This is a genomic window from Vibrio sp. 2-Bac 85 (assembly GCF_037546705.1).
Taxonomy (GTDB): Bacteria; Pseudomonadota; Gammaproteobacteria; order Enterobacterales; family Psychromonadaceae; genus Psychromonas.
The window spans coordinates 129,810-150,311 of record NZ_JALAAB010000009.1 but is presented as its reverse complement, the minus strand read 5'-3'; the positions used below and the strand labels follow the sequence as shown (position 1 = coordinate 150,311).

14 protein-coding genes are annotated in these 20,502 nt (G+C 38.6%); 5 read left to right on the top strand and 9 right to left on the bottom strand.

Annotation, left to right across the window (positions count from 1 at the left end; genetic code table 11):
* Nucleotides 1-45: 45 nt before the first annotated feature.
* Both glnS and nagE read right to left on the bottom strand, forming a co-directional pair.
* The gene (gene glnS / locus MT390_RS11525) at nt 46-1,707 is read right to left on the bottom strand and encodes a glutamine--tRNA ligase (protein WP_499441242.1); all 1,662 of its coding nucleotides are present in this window, start codon (nt 1,705-1,707) and stop codon (nt 46-48) included.
* A 304-nt stretch (nt 1,708-2,011) separates the two neighbouring features.
* Nucleotides 2,012-3,478, bottom strand: coding sequence for an N-acetylglucosamine-specific PTS transporter subunit IIBC (gene nagE / locus MT390_RS11520; RefSeq protein WP_028867329.1), 1,467 nt, complete (start codon nt 3,476-3,478; stop codon nt 2,012-2,014).
* Nucleotides 3,479-3,746: 268 nt separating this feature from the next.
* On the opposite strand from nagE, the gene nagB reads away from it, so the two are divergent.
* The 4 genes from nagB to MT390_RS11500 all read left to right on the top strand — a co-directional run bounded on the left by nagB (nt 3,747) and on the right by MT390_RS11500 (nt 8,445).
* Nucleotides 3,747-4,547, top strand: a complete 801-nt coding sequence (nagB, locus tag MT390_RS11515) for a glucosamine-6-phosphate deaminase (protein WP_028867328.1) — start codon at nt 3,747-3,749, stop codon at nt 4,545-4,547.
* Between the two features lie 107 nt (nt 4,548-4,654).
* Nucleotides 4,655-5,791, top strand: a complete 1,137-nt coding sequence (gene nagA, locus MT390_RS11510) for an N-acetylglucosamine-6-phosphate deacetylase (RefSeq protein ID WP_028867327.1) — start codon at nt 4,655-4,657, stop codon at nt 5,789-5,791.
* Between the two features lie 194 nt (nt 5,792-5,985).
* Nucleotides 5,986-7,218 carry an ROK family protein gene (locus tag MT390_RS11505; protein WP_499441240.1) on the top strand — a complete coding sequence of 411 codons (1,233 nt, stop codon included), beginning with the start codon at nt 5,986-5,988 and terminating at the stop codon, nt 7,216-7,218.
* Between the two features lie 90 nt (nt 7,219-7,308).
* Entirely contained in the window at nt 7,309-8,445 is a 1,137-nt protein-coding gene (locus MT390_RS11500) for an ISAs1 family transposase (RefSeq protein ID WP_499441238.1), read from the top strand.
* Nucleotides 8,446-8,674: 229 nt separating this feature from the next.
* Here the strand turns inward: MT390_RS11500 and clpB are convergent, their stop codons facing one another.
* The 3 genes from clpB to rluD form a co-directional block, all read right to left on the bottom strand.
* Nucleotides 8,675-11,251, bottom strand: a complete 2,577-nt coding sequence (gene clpB / locus MT390_RS11495; protein ID WP_166371773.1) for an ATP-dependent chaperone ClpB — start codon at nt 11,249-11,251, stop codon at nt 8,675-8,677.
* Between the two features lie 288 nt (nt 11,252-11,539).
* On the bottom strand, nt 11,540-12,295 hold the full coding sequence (gene pgeF / locus MT390_RS11490) for a peptidoglycan editing factor PgeF (RefSeq protein ID WP_499441236.1): 756 nt from the start codon (nt 12,293-12,295) through the stop codon (nt 11,540-11,542).
* A 19-nt stretch (nt 12,296-12,314) separates the two neighbouring features.
* A complete protein-coding gene (rluD, locus tag MT390_RS11485) occupies nt 12,315-13,295 on the bottom strand; it encodes a 23S rRNA pseudouridine(1911/1915/1917) synthase RluD (protein ID WP_028867323.1) in 981 nt (326 codons plus the stop codon).
* A gap of 158 nt (nt 13,296-13,453) precedes the next feature.
* Here rluD and MT390_RS11480 point away from each other — a divergent pair, with 158 nt between their 5' ends.
* Nucleotides 13,454-14,245, top strand: a complete 792-nt coding sequence (locus MT390_RS11480; protein ID WP_028867322.1) for an outer membrane protein assembly factor BamD — start codon at nt 13,454-13,456, stop codon at nt 14,243-14,245.
* A 153-nt stretch (nt 14,246-14,398) separates the two neighbouring features.
* Here MT390_RS11480 and MT390_RS11475 read toward each other — a convergent pair whose 3' ends face one another.
* The 4 genes from MT390_RS11475 to MT390_RS11460 form a co-directional block, all read right to left on the bottom strand.
* Nucleotides 14,399-14,737 (bottom strand): P-II family nitrogen regulator, encoded by a 339-nt coding sequence (locus MT390_RS11475; RefSeq protein ID WP_028867321.1) that lies wholly within the window; start codon nt 14,735-14,737, stop codon nt 14,399-14,401.
* Between the two features lie 366 nt (nt 14,738-15,103).
* On the bottom strand, nt 15,104-19,588 hold the full coding sequence (locus MT390_RS11470) for a pilus assembly protein (protein WP_499441234.1): 4,485 nt from the start codon (nt 19,586-19,588) through the stop codon (nt 15,104-15,106).
* A 14-nt stretch (nt 19,589-19,602) separates the two neighbouring features.
* The gene (locus MT390_RS11465; protein ID WP_499441232.1) at nt 19,603-20,022 is read right to left on the bottom strand and encodes a type IV pilin protein; all 420 of its coding nucleotides are present in this window, start codon (nt 20,020-20,022) and stop codon (nt 19,603-19,605) included.
* Nucleotides 20,023-20,028: 6 nt separating this feature from the next.
* Nucleotides 20,029-20,502, bottom strand: coding sequence for a pilus assembly PilX family protein (locus tag MT390_RS11460; protein ID WP_499441231.1), 474 nt, complete (start codon nt 20,500-20,502; stop codon nt 20,029-20,031).

Sequence of the window (20,502 nt, the reverse complement as noted above, 5' to 3'; positions counted from 1 at the left end):
GGTCTGCTTTGAGCAGACCTTTTTAGTCACATATTTATAGTTATATTAACCAGCCCATGAGTCACGTAATGCAACCGTTCGGTTAAACACTAACTTATCAGCACTTGAATCTTTATTATCAGCACAGAAGTATCCTTCACGCTCAAATTGATAAGCGACTTCAGGTTGTGCGTCCACTAAACTGTTTTCAACAAAACCATGTTTTACAACTAATGAATCAGGGTAAAGTACACTATGGATATCTTCCACTGCCGCAGGATTTTCTACCGTAAATAAACGGTCATAAATACGGAATTCAGCAGGATGATTTGACGCGGCACTCACCCAATGGATAACCCCTTTTGGCTTACGTCCGTCTTCAGGATTTTTACCTAATGTAGTTGGGTCGTAAGAACAAAGAATTTCAGTAATATTACCTTCTTGATCCTTAATAACCTCTTCAGCTTTAATCATATAAGCATTACGTAAACGCACTTCTTTACCTAATACCAAGCGCTTATATTTTTTATTCGCTTCTTCACGGAAATCAGCAGCATCAATATATAACTCACGTGAGAATGGCACAGTACGCGTTCCCATGCTTTCATCTTTAGGGTGAGCTGGTGCGATTAACTGCTCTAACTTACCTTGTTCATAGTTTGTTATCGTTACTTTGATCGGATCAAGCACAGCCATCGCTCGTGCGCCATTAGCTTCTAGATCTTCACGAACACAAGCTTCTAATGAAGCAAACTCAACGGTATTTTCTTGCTTTGTTACACCAATACGTTTTGAAAACTCACGTAATGATGCCGCAGGGTAACCACGACGACGCATACCAGAAATAGTAGGCATACGAGGGTCATCCCAACCAGTGACGATATTTTCTTCAATTAATGCATTTAATTTACGCTTAGACGTTAATGTGTATTGCAAGTTTAAGCGCGAAAACTCTATTTGACGTGGTTTACACTCAATGCTGATATTAGCTAATACCCAGTCGTATAATGGACGGTGATCTTCAAACTCTAACGTACATAAACTGTGCGTAATACCTTCAATCGCATCCGAAATACAATGTGTAAAATCGTACATAGGGTAGATGCACCATTTGTCACCAGTTTGGTGATGGTGTGCAAAACGAATACGGTAAATAACCGGGTCGCGCATTTTCATATTAGGCGAAGCCATATCGATTTTAGCACGCAGCATTATCGACCCTTCTTCAAACTCACCTGCACGCATACGTTTAAATAGATCTAAGCTTTCTTCGATCGGGCGATTTCTATATGGGCTATCTTTACCAGGAGACGTCAACGTACCGCGGTATTCACGTGTTTGTTCTGCATTTAATTCACAAACATAAGCTTTGTTATTTTCGATTAACTCAACAGCATAATCAAAAAGCTGTTCAAAATAATTAGATGAATAACGTACATCACCTTGCCATTCAAATCCTAACCAAGAGACATCTTTTTCAATCGCTGCAACGTAATCAGCATCTTCTTTAACCGGGTTAGTGTCATCAAAACGCAAGTTACAAGCAGCATTAGGATAATCACGCGCTAAACCAAAGTTTAAACAGATAGATTTTGCATGACCAATATGCAAATAACCGTTTGGTTCAGGCGGGAAACGTGTATGGATTGTCTGGTGTTTACCACTCTCAAGGTCGTTTTCAATAATGGTGCGAATAAAATTACTTGGGCGTGTTTCCAGTTCAGACATTGTGACCTCTAAAATACATGATTCATAAAGGGGCAATCATCGTATATTCTAGCCTTAAGCTCAAGTGAAATAATGGTAAATGAAAGGTTCACGGTGATATCTACATCGATGTGACTTTAAGATGCAAAAATCAGTATCTTCTGAGGTGAGTAGATTGTCGCCATAAAGATGAAAATATACCCGCTAGCAATTGAAATTTTTGCCTAATGCCAGCTTTATTGCGAAGAACAGGTTTAAACAACAACCCTCTACCAAAACGAAAATAGGCACTCATTGAGTGCCTATTGAAACGATTAATTACCGTTTATTTTAGCAACTTCATTCTATTAGCAATGCTTTCAGCTTGCGGCCCAATGATCACTTGAAGATTATTATCTCCTAGTTTCACAACACCCATTGCACCTAACGCCTTCAGTTCTGATTCTTTTATAATGCTACGGTTTTTTAAGGTCAAACGTAATCGAGTAATACAGGCATCAATCACTTCGATATTATCAGCGCCACCTAGTGCAGCAACATAACTAGTGGCTAATTGGTCATTACCTTCAACAGCTTTAGTAGCGGTATTAACTACTTCCGTCTCGTTATCTTCGCGACCTGGTGTTTTAAGATTAAGTGTTTTAATTAATGTTAAAAATACAAAATAATAAATACCAAAGAAGACAACACCCTGAACTAACAGCATATACCATTGTTTAGCGAGTGGGTTTTGTGAAGAGAGTACCATATCCACTAAACCAGCAGAGAAGCCAAAACCAGCCATCCATTCCATATTAGCGGCAATAAATACTGAAACACCTGTTAATACTGCATGCACGACATACAATAACGGCGCTACAAACATAAATGAAAACTCTAAAGGCTCTGTCACACCAGTAAAGAATGAAGCTAATGCAGCAGCTAACATAATAGAAGCCACTTTTTGCTTATGCTCTGCTTTTGCTGTCGTATAAATTGCTAATGCAGCACCCGGCAAACCAAACATCATAATAGGGAAGAAACCAGCTTGATACATACCAACAGTACCGATTGCATTTTTACCTTCAGCAGCGAATTTAGTGATCGTATCCTGACCAGCTAAAAAGTTAGGGATATCATTAATGCCCGCCACATCAAACCAAAATACTGAATTTAACGCATGGTGAAGTCCAACAGGAATCAATAGACGGTTAAAGAATGCATAAATACCAGCTCCAATATCGCCCATACCTGAAATCGTTTCACCAAAATGCTGTAAACCTGAGAAAATAATTGGCCAAACTGCCATTAAAATAAATGATACAACAATCATTACTACAGAAACGATGATAGGCACTAATCTACGACCAGAGAAAAACGCCAATGTATTGTGTAATTCGACTTCTGAAAACTTGTTATATAACTCAGCAGAAATAATACCGACTAAGATACCAACAAATTGATTTTCAATTCGTCCAAAAGAAGCATTAGCAGCTTCTCCAGTAATTTGCTCAACCGCACCAGGTGCCAGTAGTGTAGTAACCACTAGCCAACCTACTAAACCAGATAACGCAGCAGCACCATCTTTATCTTTAGACATGCCATAAGCAACACCCACGGCAAATAATAGCGCCATGTTGTCAATTACTGCAGCACCCGCTTTAATTAAAAAAGCCGCTAGTTGAGAATCACCACCCCAGCCATTTGGATCAATCCAATAACCAATCCCCATTAAAATTGCTGCAGCGGGTAATACTGCCACTGGAACCATTAAGGCCCTGCCCACTTTTTGCATATATCCTAAAATATTCACTATTTTACTCTCCTTGAAACAGCGACTTAATTCGCATTGATTATTATGATTAAAACCTGTTGTTATAACGTGGGTTCAATAGAACGCCTTTCATCAACATGTCTAGGCTATGACTCTAAAGAGTTTCTTAAATCGCGCAAATGCAATCACCCTATTCTGTGACTTAAATCACTTATATTTGACCTAATAAGTGAAAATGAGTGGCATTAAACCCAAACTTAATTTACGATGAGAATTAAGTAGAGATATTCATTACCTGGAGATTAAAATGCGCCTGATTCCACTTAACAACTTAGCCGATGTTGGTTTATGGTCTGCTCAATACATCGTTAATAAAATTAATAAATTTAACCCCACTGCGGATCGACCTTTTATTTTAGGCTTGCCCACAGGCAGTACGCCCTTGGCCACATATCAACACCTAATTGAGTTACATAAAGCAGGAAAGGTCAGCTTTAAACATGTTGTTACCTTTAATATGGATGAATATGTTGGCTTGGAGCCTGCTCATCCTGAAAGTTACCATAGCTTTATGCATAATAACTTTTTCAACCATGTCGATATTCAGGTACAAAATATCAATTTATTAAATGGTCTAGCTGATGATCTGAGCGCAGAGTGCCAACGCTATGAAGATAAAATAAAAAGCTACGGCAAAATTAATCTATTTATGGGCGGCGTAGGTAGTGATGGTCATATTGCTTTTAATGAGCCAGGTTCATCATTAGCATCACGCACTCGTGTTAAAACATTAACACCCGACACTCGCCTTGCTAACTCACGTTTTTTCGATGATGATATTAATAAAGTGCCTAAGTTAGCGCTGACTATCGGTGTAGGTACATTATTAGAGGCAGAAGAAGTATTAACTCTTGTCACTGGCCACCATAAAGCGTTAGCATTGCAAACTGCTGTAGAAGGCAGCGTCAACCATCTCTGGACTGTTACCGCATTACAACTACATCAAAAAGCAATTATCGTATGTGATTCAGCATCAACGATGGAGCTTAAAGTTAAAACACTTAAGTACTTCACGGAACTAGAAGCAGAAAACATTCGCTTCCTATAATCACTTCACATCAGGTTTAACGGAACAGACATACAGTTAGGCCTGATTTATCACTTAGATTAAACGCATCCATTTGTCTAATAAAGTATGCCTAGGAGAGATTTATAATGTATGCACTTACCAATTGCACTATTTATACAACTCAAGCGATTCTTATTGATCATGCAGTCGTTATTGAAGGTCAACAAATCAGCGCTATTATTCCCATTAATGCATTAACCAATGATATTGATCGTATTGACCTACAGGGTCAAAACTTAACACCTGGATTTATTGATTTACAATTAAATGGTTGTGGTGGTGTTATGTTTAATGGCGCAGTAACAGAGCAAACACTAGCAACAATGCAAGCAGCTAATCTGAAATCAGGGACCACCAGCTATCTTCCCACCTTTATTACTGACACCGACCAAGGCATTAAGAAAGCACTGCATGTAACTCGCGAATATATGCAAAAAAAGCCTAATGAAGTACTCGGATTACATCTTGAAGGCCCTTATATTAACGTGCAGAAAAAAGGTATCCATCGCCAGGAATTTATTCGCCAACCCGATCCTGAAATGATTGATTTGATCTGTGCAAATAGTGATGTCGTTAGCCAAATAACCATGGCACCGGAAAAAACGCCGAACCAATTTATTGAACAGCTGGCCAATGCAGGTATTGTGGTTTCTTTAGGGCACAGCAATGGCACTTATCAACAGGCTACTGAAGCGATTCAACACGGCGCATCTTCTGCCACGCATCTATTCAATGCAATGACATCTATTACCGGGCGAGAGCCTGGCGTAGTAGGTGCAATTTACGATAATAATATCTACGCAGGCATTATTGTCGATGGTTTTCATGTGGCTTACGAAAATGTACGTTTATCAAAAAGAATCATGGGTGATAAATTAATACTAGTGACCGATGCAACGGCGCCTGCTGGAGCTGATATTAGTGAGTTTGATTTTGTAGGCACGACTGTTTATTACAAACAAGGAAAATGTGTAGGCAAAGATGGCACTTTAGGGGGATCCGCAGTCACCTTAATAGAGTCCATTGAACAATGTGTAAAATTTGTAGGCATTAGTTTAGAAGAAGCTATTCGTATGGCGACTATTTATCCTGCGAAAGCGATTTCCGTAGATAATAAACTAGGCAGCATTGAAGTGGGTAAAATTGCCAACTTAGCAATTTTTAACAATGATTATCAAGTCACCGGGACCGTTGTTAACGGTTGTTATAAAGCAACTGAATAACAAAAGTTTAATATAACGTTTAATGGATGAACACTAATGACGTGATCGATTGTCATTACCAGCTCCGCATAACAATTATTCTGGTCAATCGGCATACTTTTTTAAAGTTAATGCCTTTTGATTAAACCTCATCTGTGACCTAAAAAAATCTGCTATCATTGCGGCGAGATAAACACCACGGTAGGTATCACTTAATGAACACAGTCAATCACGATACGATGCAAACAAACATTGCTAATATCGAACAAATCAAGCAATTAAATAGTGCCATCATTTATAAAATTATTGAGCAATACGCACCTATTTCTCGCGTTAAAACAGCAAAGATAAGTAGATTAGCCCCAGCAAGTGTGACCAAAATAACACGTCAACTAATCGAAAATGGATTGATTGCAGAAGTTGAATTACAAGCATCTACGGGTGGCCGCAGAGCCATCTCTTTAGCGCCAAATTCTGATGCGGTAAATGTAATTGCCATTAAATTAGGCCAAAAATTATTATCGATCGCGCATTATAATTTATCTGGCATTAAGTTAATGAGCAAACAAATAACTATTCCTAAGATTGAGACCAGTGCTTTTTTAATTGACTTTTTGATTGCTGAAATTGCAAAATTTATGACTCAACCACCGTTAATTAATGAAAAAATATCTGCTATTTCAATTACCCTTTCTGGTTTGGTTGATCCTAAAAAAGGCATCGTGGTTTATACGCCAACTTATCCTTTAGATGATTACTCTTTAGTGAATAAAATTGAAAGTACATTTAATATTCCTACCTTTATCGGTAATCATACACGCTGCCTTGCATTAGCTGAAAATTACTTTGGTGCCACCAAGAACACACAAGATTCAGTGCTTATTAGTGTCCATCACGGCGTTGGTTCAGGTGTTATTATCGAAAATAAAGAGCTACTAGGTAAAAGTTGTAATATAGGGGAAATAGGTCATATCCAAACAAACCCTGCAGGTAAGCGCTGTCATTGTGGAAATATTGGTTGTTTAGAAACAGAAGTCAGCGATCTGGTGATTTACGAGAAAGTTAAAGCAGCTATCAGTGCGGGTAGTGAATGTATATTGGATGTAAATACAATGAACATTGATGATATTTATCTAGCCGCGGCAAGTGGTGATAAATTATGTTATACGATCACTCAACAAGCAGCCCACTACTTGGGGAAAAATATTGCCATATTAGTGAATCTATTAAGCCCCGAAAAAATAGTGATCACAGGTAAAATACTACAAGCTGGTGAAGTTTTATTTTCTACCATTGCAGATTGCATTAAACAACAAACCCTGCCAAATTTTCATGATCAACTGATCGTCACTTCAACTGAGTTAAAACCCGATTTAACCATTGCTGCTTTTGCTTTAATTAAGCAGGCGATTTATGAAGGTGATTTATTACAAAGGATCAAGGTCTAACTGTACGGCAAGATCATTATAAATTGAACTTTTTAATAAAGTAGCGATCAGATCATTTTATACTGATAATCATAAGCTTTGGTGATATTAATGAGTGCTACTTTTTTGAATAATTTTGATTCTATTTCCGACCCGCGCATCGAACGCTGCAAAAAGCATAACCTACTTGATATTTTGTTACTTGCCGTGACGGCTGTTATGTCAGGCTCCGAAGGCTGGGAAGATATTGAAAATTTTGGACATATAAAACTTGACTGGCTACGTCAATACCGTGATTTTGAAGCAGGTATTCCCCGACATGACACTATTGCCCGTGTCATCAGCCGCTTAAAAGCGAGTGAAATCGAACAAGCCTTTCAAACATGGATATCAAGCCTGATAGAAAAAACAGGCTGCCATGTGATTGCCGTTGATGGAAAAACTGCCCGTCGCTCATTTACGACTAAAGATAGAAAAAATGCACTGCATACCGTGAGCGCTTGGAGTTGCCAACATCAATTAGTATTAGGGCAAACAGCGGTTGATGCGAAAACAAATGAAATCACCGCGATACCAGAGCTACTCTCACTTTTAGATATAGAAAATAGCATCATTACCCTTGATGCAATGGGGTGTCAGAAAGAAATAGCAAAGCAAATAATCCAACAAAAGGCAGATTACATTTTAGCCTTGAAAGGGAATCATTCAGGCATGCAAGCTGAGTTAGAAGCTTGGTGGCATAAATGTCAACGAGAAGGTTTGACACCGGAAAAATATGCTAAGCATACGACAATCTCATCGGGTCATGGGCGAATAGAAACAAGAACTTGTGAGCAATTATTAATTGATAAAAAATGGCTTGGTAAGGATTATCTTTGGTCCGGCTTAAACAGTTTTATTAAAATAACAGCAGAAGTCTATGAAAAAAGTACAGGTAAAGAAACAAGCGAAACGCGTTGTTACATCAGTTCATTACCGTTAAATGCCGAGCAGGGCCTCAATGCAATACGAGACCATTGGCAAGTTGAAAGTATGCATTGGGTGCTTGATATGACATTTAGAGAGGATGAGTCACGGATACGTAAAGGACAAGGACCTCTTGTCTTTAATGTCATGAGAAAAATGGCAATGGCATTGTTCAAACAAGATACGAGCAAATCAGCAAGTATGGCAGCCAAAAAGAAAATGGCAGGGCTAGATGATAAATATCGTTCAACCCTGTTGGAGAGCGGGATTAAAATGCGCTAGCCGTAGGTCTAACTGTTTTTCATATAAAAAGCTTAGCTGCTTTCTTTACATAAAAAGCTTAACAGCTTTCTCCACTTAAAATAGTTAATCACTTTCTGCAAATAAAAAGGCCAACGACATTAATCATTGGCCTTTTGCTACTTTGCTTTCAGTTATTGTACATTAACAGAGCTTTCATTGAGCAATGTCGTTCAATATGAGTTAGCTCAGTAAAAATAATGACAGCACATTATTGTTGCACAAACACTATTTTCCCCTCTTCAACATCTGCCAATATGTTACTACCCGTGGTTAACTCTCCCGATAATATTTTCTGTGCTAATGCATTCTCTAGTAACTGCTGCACAGCTCTTTTTAACGGACGAGCACCATATGCAGGGTCATATCCAGCGCTAACCAAAAATTCAATAGAAGCATCATTAAACGTTAGGTGGTAATCCCTTGCTTTAAGACGCGTCTGTAATGCGTGTAATTGAATCGTTGCTATTGATTTAATGTGTTTTTCACTTAATGGGTGGAACACGACCGTTTCATCAATACGATTCAAAAATTCTGGTTTAAATTGTTTCGCTAACACACCTAGCAAAGTATTTTTAACTTCGTCATAGGAAGCACGAGGGAACGCTTCTTGAATGATCTCAGAACCTATGTTGGAGGTCATGATGATCACCGTATTACGGAAATCAACGGTTCGTCCTTGCCCATCAGTTAAACGCCCATCATCCAGCACCTGTAATAAAATATTAAAGACATCAGGATGTGCTTTCTCTATTTCATCCAATAAAATAACAGAGTAAGGTTTACGGCGTACCGCTTCAGTTAAGTAACCGCCCTCTTCATACCCCACGTAACCTGGAGGAGCACCGACTAAACGAGATACAGAGTGTTTCTCCATAAACTCGGACATATCAATACGCACCATATTATCGACACTATCAAATAAGAAGTTAGCAAGCGCCTTACAAGATTCGGTTTTACCGACCCCAGTAGGACCTAAGAACAAGAAAGACCCAATAGGACGGTCAGGATCACTTAACCCAGCACGGCTACGTCTGATTGCATTTGCAATAGCGTCAATAGCCTCATTTTGCCCAACTACTTGAGAATGAAGATGTTTTTCCATTTTCAATAATTTATCACGCTCGCCTTCAAGCATTTTAGACACAGGAATGCCGGTCCAGTGCGATAGAATATCCGCAATTTCATTCTCTGTGACAGAGTGTTTTAACAATGTCATCTCTTGCATTTCAGCTTGAGATGCTAAATCTAATTGTTTTTCTAAATCAGGAATACGTCCATATTGAAGTTCAGACATACGTGTTAAATCAGCCGCGCGGCTAGCGACTTCTAAATCCATGCGCGCTTGCTCTAAAGCTTGCTTGATATTTTGCGTACCAGATAGCGCTGCTTTTTCTGTTTTCCACACTTCATCTAAAGACTTATATTCTTTGCCTTTAATTCTTAAGGTCTGGTCTATATCATTTAACCGTTTCACACTGGCTTCATCGGTAGCGTTCTGCAGTGACTTTTGCTCTACGGTTAGTTGAATAATTTTACGCCCTAATTTATCTAAACTTTCAGGTTTAGAGTCCATTTGCAAGCGAATGCTCGACGCAGCTTCATCAATTAAATCAATGGCTTTGTCGGGTAATTGGCGGTCAGAGATATAACGATGTGATAACGTCGCCGCAGCCACAATCGCAGGATCCGTTATTTCAACTTGATGATGTAATTCGTAACGCTCTTTTAAACCACGTAATATCGCGATCGTATCTTCAACCGTTGGTTCATCAACTTGTACTTTTTGGAAACGACGCTCTAGTGCCGCATCTTTTTCAATATACTGACGATACTCATTTAACGTAGTCGCGCCAACACAATGAAGCTCTCCTCGAGCTAACGCAGGCTTCAGCATATTACTCGCATCCATAGCGCCATCGCCTTTACCTGCGCCTACCATAGTATGCAATTCGTCGATAAATAAGATGATTTGCCCTTCTTCTTTGTTTAGCTCCGCTAACACTGCTTTTAAACGTTCTTCAAACTCACCTCGATATTTGGCACCCGCAATAAGCGAGCCCATATCCAATGATAATACACGTTTATTTTTCAAACCTTCCGGTACTTCACCGTTCACAATACGTTGCGCTAAACCTTCAACAATAGCCGTTTTACCGACACCTGGCTCACCGATGATCACGGGGTTATTTTTAGTTCTACGCTGTAGCACTTGTACCATGCGACGTACTTCATCGTCACGTCCAATTACTGGGTCCAGTTTACCTGCCGCAGCACGCTCGGTTAAATCGATGGTATATTTTTCTAGGGCTTGTTCAGGGCCGTCACCATTAACGTCATTAACAGTTTGACCTTGACGAATTTTCTTTAAAGAACTTTCAACTTTACTTTTTGTTAAGCCAAGTTTATTTAACACTTGTCCTAGTTCACCTTTATCTTCACAAACGGCGACTAAGAAAATTTCCGATGAAATAAATTTATCTTTTGCTTTTTGCGCATACTTATCACATAAATTAAAGGTAATGCCCAACTGATTAGAGAGCTGTATTTCGCCTCCAATACCAGATACTTTGGGCATTCTATCTAACATTGCAGATAGCTGTGAACGCATTAGGTTAATGTTAATTTCAAGATCAGACAAAATACCGCGGATTGCGCCACCGTCTTGATTAAGCATTGCTAACAAGACATGTGTCGCTTCGATATATTGGTGATCACGGCCTAAAGCAATAGATTGAGCATCGGATAATGCCAATTGAAATTTGCTAGTTAATTTATCTAAACGCATGATGATTCTCCTGAAATGTTTACCCTATAAAAGATGGGGGTAAAGAGAATTATTTCAAGGTAGGAAAGATAAAATAATAAACAAAAAAGAATATATTTATAAATTAAATGTTAGAGAATTAATTATAAGAGGGTTATTTCTAAGAGTAGATTAGGGAATTTAAGATTAGATATAAAACTGAGGGAGGATAACTGCTATTTCAACATGTAAAATTGCAATAATTGAAGTTCTAATAAATGAAGCTTCAATAACTACAGCTCGATAAAAGCATCGCAACTATTTTTAGTTTTAATCAATCCAGATAAAAGAAGCAAGACGACCTGTTCTGCCATCTCGACGATATGAGTAAAATAACTCTGCATCGTTAAAGGTACACAAATCACTTTCTGTAATAGTAATACCTGTAAATTTTGTTAAACGTAACTTGGCTAGGAGATGCAAATTAGCTAACCATTTATCGTTAGACGCGACAAAAGCTTCACTTGCTTGTGTATTTTGTTGAACAAACTGCGCTCGAACTTCATCACCAACTTCAAAGGCAGTAGGCCCAATACAGGGACCTAACCATACTAATAGTTGATCGAGTTTGACTGATAACGTATTGCAAATATGTTCAATACTGTTTTCAATAATACCATCACATAATCCACGCCATCCGGCATGGATAGCCGCAACAAAACTGCCCTGCTCATCTGTCACTAGCACAGGTAAACAATCCGCAGTCATCACCACACAAGTTCTTTCATTATCATTAGTCCAACTTGCATCGGCATTAATTGCTTGCGCTGTCGTGGCTGATAATTTTATTAAATCATGACTATGAGTTTGATTTAACCAACAAAAATCAGGAGCATGTAGTTGTTCATTAACGAGTAAATATTCTGTGAGTAATGCTCGATTTTTTAATACATGCAGCTCAAGATCCGCAACGTGCGTAGCCAGATTCAAACCTAAAAATTCACCTTCACTGATCCCACCTAAGCGAGTAGTTGAGTAAGCATGAATATGGGCAGGAGCTGCCCAATTAGGTTTAATTAAATGCATCTAAGTAAACTATAATAAACTATAAATCTAATTCGTTTTCATGCGAAATAGTATCCGCACGTAACGCAGCCGCTAACACTTTAAAATCTTCAGGTGGTTCAGCGTGCCATTCCATCTCTTCACCGGTAATTGGATGTTCAAGACGTAACATAGTCGCATGTAGTGCTTGGCGTCTAAATCCGCGTAATGCTTCACTTAATTTTTCAGAAGCGCCTTTAGGTGGACGAGGACGACCACCATAGACAGGGTCACCCGCCAATACATGGCCGATAGACATCATATGCACACGGATTTGGTGAGTACGTCCCGTTTCTAAACGCAAACGTAAACGTGTATGTGCACGATACTTTTCAGCAATACGATAATGCGTGATCGCGTCTTTGCCTCCCGTATGGTTAACGGCCATTTTAGTGCGGTGTACTTTATCACGACCAATAGGCGCATCTACTTTACCACCAGCGGTAAAACATCCCGAGGCAATCGCATCATATTCACGTGTCATCTGGCGAGCTTGCAAGTTCATCACTAAATGAGTTTGTGCAGGAACATTTTTCGCTACTACCATCAATCCTGATGTTTCTTTATCTAATCGATGTACGATACCAGCACGTGGTACTTCAGCAATACTTGGGTAATGGTACAATAATGCATTTAATAATGTGCCACTTGCATTACCTGCACCCGGGTGAACAACTAACCCAGCAGGTTTATTGATCACTAAAATATCTTCGTCTTCATAAACAATATCAATTTCAATTTTTTGTGCAACAAAGGTGACTTCATCTTTTAATACTGCGTTAACTTCTAACATCTGACCCGTAAATACTTTTTCACGAGGAGTAGAAGAGACAGTGCCATCAATTTGTACCAGGCCCGCTAATATCCATTCTTTTATACGAGAACGCGAATAATCTGGGAACAAAGCGGCAACCGCTTGGTCTAATCGAAATCCTAACTGTTCATCTGTTACTTCTGCAGATAGGTTTAATGCTTGGCTCATAATGCTCTCTTCTTGTAATTTTGTGCTGTTGTAATTGATTTTTAAAAAGTATTTTGTCAGACAGACTTATCTTGTCACATTTTATCTTTTTTTACTTTTATTTCTTTCGGCGATAGCCGATACTGTACTTTTTAATATTGGCCGACATTATAACACTTATGAATAAGATCCTTAGACTAATAACGACCAGTTTTTTCATTGCCATTTTTATTACTGGCTGTTCATCGAAAAAAAGCAATAAACCAAAGATTGCTGACAAACCTCCTGTCATTTTATATCAAGAGGCTTCTGTAGCACTAGAAACAGCGAACTTTGAAAAAGCCACTGATATTTTAGAAGCGCTAGATAGTCGCTACCCTTTTGGACCTCACTCAGAACAGGTGCAATTAGACCTTATTTACGCTTATTACAAACGTAATGAAATGGCGCTTGCATTAGCTAATATTGATAAGTTTATTCGTTTAAATCCAACCCATAAAGATTTAGATTATCTTTATTATATGCGTGGACTAACTAACTTATCTTCTGACGATCACTTTTTCCAAAATCTATTTGGTGTGGACCGTTTTAATCGTGACCAAAGTTATGCACAACGTGCTTTTAAAGACTTTAATCACATTCTAAAGTATTACCCTAATAGCCAATATGCAAAAGATGCTCGCCAACGTATGGTGTTTATCAAAGATAGAGTCGCACGTTATGAAATATCAATTGCTGAATGGTATATCAAACGTGAAGCTTATATAGCAGCGATCAACCGTGGTAAAACTGTTCTCAATAACTACCCTGATACAGAATCTGTAAAAGATGCCCTAGAGATCATGATCATTGCCTATAGGGAGTTAGGGTTAGTAGAACCAGAAAAGAATGCATTAGCGGTATTAAAGCTTAATTACCCAAATAGCCGAGTGGTAAAACGCACAGAAAGCTGGAGCGTATTTGACTGGTAATAATCTTTGTAAATAATCAGCGTAATATAGGATTATTTATAGGGTCCAAACAATAAAAAGGAGAACTTAGTTCTCCTTTTTATTGTTTGTTATTTAACAGAAATCAGTTTAATACTGTGATAACGGCTATATCAACGATTACTTAAAAATCGTTTAAACTGCTTCGCCGTCTTCTTCACCGGTACGGATACGAATAACTCGCTCTACAGGAGTAACAAAAATCTTACCGTCACCAATTTTACCCGTTTGAGCCGTGCTCATGATCGCTTCAATACAACGCTCAACATCTTCTTTTCTAACTACTAATTCAATTTTAACTTTTGGTAAAAAGTCCACCATGTACTCAGCACCACGGTATAATTCAGTATGCCCTTTTTGGCGGCCAAAACCTTTTACTTCTGATACTGTCATACCTGTCACATCAATCTCTGCAAGTGCTTCACGTACATCGTCCATTTTGAATGGTTTAATAATTGCTTCTATTTTTTTCATAATAAACTCTTAAGGTTGATTTCAAAGTACAATGGATGAAAGTAGTGTATTTGATTATTAAAATTCACGTTAATAATCAAGCCAATCGCTAAAGCAACAGTCATCATGTTATGGCTGACTTACTTTCATTTCCACCAATAATCTACAGGCTAATATCACTATTGATATTACACTAATTATAAATCAATAAAAAACAAACTTTTATCGTGAATATAACTTGCCTCACTGTATTTGAAATTAGCCACCTAATGGTAGAGCTTATCTTCTATGATAAGCCTCTCCCAAAATTAAACATGTCATCAAAGTACTTTTAACCTAAATCCTACTTTAGCTCGGCTTTCCCCAGCTAAAGCATAACCATTAAAGTTAGTATAAATGTCTCCAACTTAAGCGACCTGTTGCAATTGCTGTATCGTCAAAACAAATAACTTTGCCTGTACTTAATGTAATACAGGTTTTCAAAGCAACCTCATCAGAACCCAGCACTTCAGTAGTTGTGCCATCTTCATTTTCAATAATGACTATATTAGGAGACACCACCGATGTCATACCATTACTTACTCCATCTAAAAACTGATTAGAGCTATCATCGGGAATCGATTCATCTTCTGCAGTTAAAGGGTCATCGACCTTGGTCGTTCCTAAGTTCCAAGTTTGTCCTGTATATAAGTTTAACTCCATGTACCAACCTGTTCCTCCCGCTGAACACACATCAGGATTAGGCATTAAGGTAGTGAAACTGACTTTGTTAGCAAACACTAAGCTATTCCCAATCAGCCTTTCACCATAGTTATTAGTATTAGCAACACCTGATTCATCATCTTCGGTATTAATCAGGTCTAAATAAAATCCATTAACAGTAGTCCAATCGACTGGATTGCTTGATAATATTCGATTAGTACTCGTTTCTTTTATAATTGTTTGATTTTGTAATGCGCTAAATACACCTAACGTTCTTGTTGCATCCACAACCGCAGTATCTAACTGATCGGCAATAGCATAAAAACTTTGTGTTGCCTGATTTTCAATATCCGTGTCGTTATTTTCAATATATTTACCCGTACCAAATGCGACTATCACACCGCTACCACTTGGGTGCCTAGCAACAGACGGACGTGTTGTAATAGCTTGAGGCTGGTATACTTGTTCCTTGATAGTTGGACTATATGCGGTAAACAGCGGACTATTATTAACTTTTTTATTGCCCCACTCGTTAGTGCTATTTCCACTAATATCAAACACCCACATATTGCCAAATAGATCTCCCGCATAAATATAATCAGCGATACTATCCCCATTATTATCAATGATAGCGGGTTGAGCTAATGCGTTATGTCTACCAGCACCCGTTGGATCGGTTTGACTGCCAACACTGAGTTTTGTGATTAAAGCCCCCGTACTCAAATTAGCAATATAGATAGCCCCATTTGGATCCGTTGAGTTGAAGCCATTCTCAAAAATAACGCCTGTTTCCCCATTATGTAATTTAACGATAGTGGGAGAAGCGATGCTCTTGCCGATCCCTTCAAACCCAGTAGAATCGGTAGTGATTTCCCACTTCATCATACTGCCATCTGAAGACTTAACTTTGGATACATCCATCGCGTAAAGCCCCTTCGCACCAAGCCCTAACCTGCCTACTACTGTCGTACGGCCGACTTCTTTTGTTTCGTCATCAATCGTAAGATCAATCTTGTCGGTGTCATCTGAATAAGCAGTAATTCCACCATCAACAGAGTATTCATGGGTATAACTAGTGTGCACTAAATTACCTAGAGCACTATAAACACCACTTGGTATATACGCCACAAGCTCTTCACCATTGTTAGCATCAACAACATGTACCATGCCATCATTAGCACCATAAACTAAAACTTCATCTTCAACCTCATGTCCTTTACCGATAGAAACATTATAAGGGGCGGAATAGATGATATCTCCTAGCCTGCTATTACGCTCTCTAAACTCATAAGCAGTGTTTTCTGCTTCATGTGTTCGCACCCCACGAATATAATTAATAGCGGCTTGTATATAAGCAAATCCTTGTTCAGCGTTTGCTTGTTCAGTGTTTCCCGTACTAATAAAGTTACTTAACAACAGACTCACTTGGTCCGTTGTAAAGTCATTATTTAGTTGTTGTTCAGTATCAGGTGCTTTAAATTCAAATACCGTCCCTTGCGCTCCAGCCGCAGCATCGTCACGACGAGAGAATATTTTACGAGTACCAATATCCATCGCATCTAACTGCTCAGCAGCACTCCATGAGGCAGTTGACGGATACTCTCCACTGGTGTTTGCAATATAAGCTTCAACATCACCACTCCAAGCTAATTCTTCAAAGGAAGTTTGATATACCAAACTGCCTACCCTTAAGAAGTTAGACGAAAAAACAGGGGAGGTACTGGCGACATTGCCGTCATAGGCTAAATCAAAGGCAGCAGCTAACTGATACTGTAGTTGACCAGCATTAGTTACAGGAAAATAGTTATCAGGGTCACCGTTTTGATCCGCATCCCATTCACTGATAAGGTCTGGTTTTTGGTTATGATTAATATCTGAAAACCCTCCCCACTTAGCCGCATACCAAAGTGGCGAAGGTAAAAAGTCAGCGGCTTTTGTATCACTAGGAAAGAAAACCCTTGTTGCTGTATATCCTAACTTTGTATGGCTCCCACTTTCTTTTCTATTTCTAAAATCAGTTGAGGTGGGTGTATCTAGATAATATTCAACATCATTACCACTTTTATCTTTCACTTCTAAATAGGTATTATCATGAGTAGTCCCTGAAATAACATACCCAGCATGCTGATCAATACTACCTGCGGCAGAAATAGAATCGACAATTACCTCGACTCCTTTCCCTGTTTCTTTACATTCATATGTTTTGCAAAGGTTGTCTTTTACTTCATAGGTATACTTAACAATCATATCCATATCATGATCGGCACCTTGTTCAACATCTTCAAAGTTGATACGAAATATACCTTTGGTAGAACTAATCGATTCAACATACCAATCAACAATCGTATTAGTAGGTTGATATTCACCTTCAGCAGACTTGATAGGGTAACTACTAGGCCCTAATACCGACTTAGCAAAAGGGACTATTTTAATAATATCACCGTCTACATCGACTTCAATTTCAGGTAAAGTCGAAGCTAATGCCACCACCATAGTAGTTACATTTTGATTTTTATCTTTGCTAAGATGTATATCATTATTATGCCCATAATAAGCTACAGCAGATGAACTATAACTACCCTTTTTAGTTGGTTCCGCTGGCGCTAGCCCTCTCACAGAACCAAGATCTGTTATTTCTTTAGCAGTCGGAGCTCCATTACTATCAACCCCTGATTGACCAATAAAAAATTGACCAGATGTTTTATTTTCATTAGTAGAAATTATGGAAAGTAAATCGCTGACACTAAAGTTGGGTAAGGTTGTTCCCTCATAAACTTCATCTTTATTAATACTTTTTATAAACTCGCTATAAACACCAGGTAATTGATCGGAATCGTAAGAAGGACTTATATCACTGATTAAAAGCACATTGGGATCGGCACAGGTACCACGGTTAGCAAATGGGTCATCCCAAGCTGAAATACTTAAACCGAGTTCTTCATCATAAGCAAGTTTTTTATTAGAATTATCATAAGTAGGGTTTACAATATAATCATAACTAGGACTGGCTGTTCCTACGCCAGAAAAATAACGCATTGCTTCATAAAGCATCTCCCCCGCAGGATTACCCCAAGAAGCACATTTTCCATCGGATATTGGCCCATTAGTGATCCACCCACAATTAGTCCTATAGGATTTATTGCTAGTATTAAAGCCATGGATCCTTAGTTTATTAATCGTTGTAACGATGCCATTGTAATCTTTTATAAATTGCCCATTTTGTTCATTAACTTCTGCTGAAAATTGGCCAATTACTTTTCTGAGTACTCCACCCGATAGATTTTTATTATAACTTCCCGTCAATAAGCCAAACAGCATTTGATTTTGTTCACCGTAGCTATGTAATAATCCAGTAGGTTTATAATTGCCGTTAGGATATAATTTACAATTAGAATTATCTGTAAATCCTTCCTTACAAATCTCAACTCTTACCTTATAATCTGTTCCAGATGCATTTAAGACAGGGGTAGCCGTAGAAGCCCAGTTCCAAACGTCACCATTTACGTTTTTACGTACTCGTAAAATCGGTGCCGAAGTTAAGCTGGTATAAGTAACAGAACCAAAAAAATGCTTCCTTCCTGAATTTGGCACTGACAAAGGTGCATAATCAGCAATATCATAACCATCGATAGCTTCTGAGGTATAGGCTTTACCCCAGCTGTGGGCGTCTTGTGGAATAAATACACGTTCTAGTATGGTTTTATCTACGTCATCAGTACTACGCGTTCCGCCATAAAGTACTTTTCGCAGTACATCCATGCGAGTCATGGTTAAATAGTTAAGAAAGTTACCACTCCATTCTTTAGACGCTGTACAGGTAGCGGCAACCCTTTGCGGCACAAAGATATCAGACTCAGGTTTGTAACAATACCTAGAATCAAAATAACCTTCATAGGCATAATCTGGCATAAACTTAATATCAATAATGCCATCACCATTTAAGTCGGATGCATCATTATAAGCTTCATAATAAAGTGTATGGTCCCGCCCCATCACTAGCATCATCATTGGTGATTCTGTCGTGCCCGTATAAAGAGGCTTAGTCGCTAAATCTAAATCAGCTGCATTGACTGACGTTACCATCAGTAGCAGTGTTGATGACAGTAACCGAGTTGACGACAACAACTGCGTTGCTGGTGGTATATTTCCGTTTAATAATTTTTTCATCATAATGTCCTTATTCATTACCAACATCCGCTTGTACTTGCCGTTGTACTGCCCGTTTGTGTAATTTTTAATGTGCCACATGTGTCGTTGGCTTGTGTGCTTTTAGGTATTGCAGATAATGTGAATGTAGTGCTACTCGACGATGCGCTTAAATTATAGTATTGGCTAAAGTCATCTGAGGTGGTAAATGAGGTGAGAGCAGCACCAGATACTACGCTAGTGTAATTAAAATTCATTGCGTAAGCGCTTTCCATCATTTGTGAAGCTTCTAGTAATGTGCGTACTGCCTCTTGGCGCCGAGTTTTCTGCATAACACCTGTATAACTAGGGTAAGCAATAGACGCCAGAATACCCACAATCGCCATTACCACCATCAACTCAACTAAAGTAAAGCCTTCACTTGGCTTTGTAATACGCTGTGTATTGTGTTTCGTCATTGTTAATTACTCCAGTATTGCGTAATAACTTTGTAAATAAGCGACTGCTTGCCCTTTACCCTGTGCTTTTGCAGTCACACGGTAAAAACGTCGTTGAATTGCATTTGTGCCTAACATTAAACTTTCATCGAGACCATCGTCCTGCAAAAGATAAACAGGGGAACCTTCTAGACCTATGCTAACTATTTTTTGATTTTGCCAATTGCTCTCTTGATGCCACCAATTATTAGATCTCGTGGTATCAGTAACAAGGTTCCCTTTGAGATTCTCTGGTTCTAGATAGTTAAATAGAATAAATTTATGCGCCTCTGAAAGAGCGGACTCTGCATTATTAACACTCGATATATGATCGTAATTAACAGAGCTTACTCTTCTTAAGGCAATCACTTGCTTGCTAACAGCAACTCCCAATATAGATATCACTAACACCATCAATAATGACGTAATTAACGCGGCGCCATATTGGCCTCTTTTCGACAT